The sequence below is a fragment of the Bradyrhizobium sp. genome, from assembly GCF_016462955.1.
In the GTDB taxonomy this organism is placed as follows: domain Bacteria; phylum Pseudomonadota; class Alphaproteobacteria; order Rhizobiales; family Xanthobacteraceae; genus Bradyrhizobium.
Genome location: NZ_JAEMSD010000044.1, coordinates 6,391 through 7,856 on the forward strand (window position 1 = coordinate 6,391; position 1,466 = coordinate 7,856).

Annotated in this window: 2 protein-coding genes; both read left to right on the plus strand. The window is 63.4% G+C overall.

Translation table 11 applies throughout. The features are described 5' to 3' along the window. A partial coding sequence (locus JHD07_RS07530) for an HAD-IC family P-type ATPase (RefSeq protein WP_291620584.1) occupies positions 1–768 on the plus strand: 768 nt, incomplete at its 5' end. After that, on the plus strand, positions 765–1,466 hold a 702-nt coding region (locus JHD07_RS07535; protein ID WP_291620585.1), incomplete at its 3' end, for an OpgC domain-containing protein. The genes JHD07_RS07530 and JHD07_RS07535, both read left to right, overlap by 4 nt.

The following is a 1,466-nucleotide window of genomic DNA, read 5'->3' on the forward strand; positions in this document are numbered from 1 at the left end:
GTTGAGAACTTCGTAAACCTGGCGGGAGAAGGCGTTCGGGCAGTGCTGGGGGGACGAACGGTTTTCCTCGGCTCGCCCGCTGCGGCCGAACGGATCGTCGCGCTCTCTGAGGAGCAGAGAGATCTCGTCGAGGCGTTCAACGAACGAGGAAAAACCGTATCCGTCCTCGTCATCGATCAAGAGGCCGCCGGCTGCATCGCCATGCGGGACGAGTTGCGCAGCGATGCGGTCGCGGCTCTGCGTCGCCTGGCCGACGCCGGGGTCCGTTCGGTGATGCTAACGGGCGACAATCCCCGTACCGCCGCCGCCCTTGCGCGCGATCTTGGCATCGACCATCGCGCGCAAATGATGCCGGAGGACAAACAGCGCACCGTCGAGGCCTACAAGAACCAGGGCGAAGTCGTCCTGAAGGTCGGCGACGGCATCAACGATGCGCCGGCTCTCGCCGCCGCGGATGTCGGCGTGGCGATGGGTGGCGGCACCGACGTGGCGCTCGAGACCGCGGACGCCGCAGTCCTTCACGGACGCGTCGCCGACGTGCCAGCCATGATCGAACTGTCCAAGCGGACGATGGGAGTCATACGGCAGAACATCTCGATCGCACTGGGACTGAAGGTGGTCTTTCTGGTCACCACGGTCGCGGGGATCACCGGACTTTGGCCCGCAATCCTTGCCGACACCGGCGCGACCGTATTGGTCACCATGAACGCGCTGCGGCTGCTTTCGATACCGGGCAGCCGTGGGGCGGGCGAGGGGGCGTCTACATGACCGCCAACGGGGTCCAAACCAGCGACCGCGACCTGCGCCTCGACCTGTTTCGGGGACTGGCCAACTGGGCGATCTTCGTCGACCACGTTCCGAACAATGCGGTCGCTTGGATCACGGCCCGAAACTACGGTTTCAGCGATGCTGCCGAACTGTTCGTGTTCGTGTCCGGATATACCGTGGCGTTCGTTTATGCGCGAACAGCAAGGGCGAAGGGCCTCCTTGCCGCCGCCTTGGGCATTCTCGGCAGAGCATGGCAGCTCTACGTCGCCTACATCCTGCTGTTCGTCTTCTACGTCGTCACCATCGGATACGTCGCACAACGGTACGGCCACGCCCACCTGCTCGACGAATTCAACATCCGACTTCTCATTCGAGACCCGGTCGAGTTCCTCAAGCACGGGCTCTTGCTCGAATATAAGCCGCTAAACCTCGACGTCCTGCCGCTCTACATCGCGTTGATGTTCGCGTTTCCGCCGCTGCTGTGGGTCCTCATGAGGTGGCCCAACGTCGCGTTGGCGATCTCGGCGGGTATCTACGTCGCAGCACAGGCATGGGGATGGAATCTACGGGCGTATCCTGCCGGCCACTGGTACTTCAATCCGTTCGCATGGCAGTTCCTGTTCGTCATCGGCGCGTGGGTTGCGGTCGGGGGCGCGACTACGGCGAGGGGGCTCATCTATGCGAGGACGACACTTGCC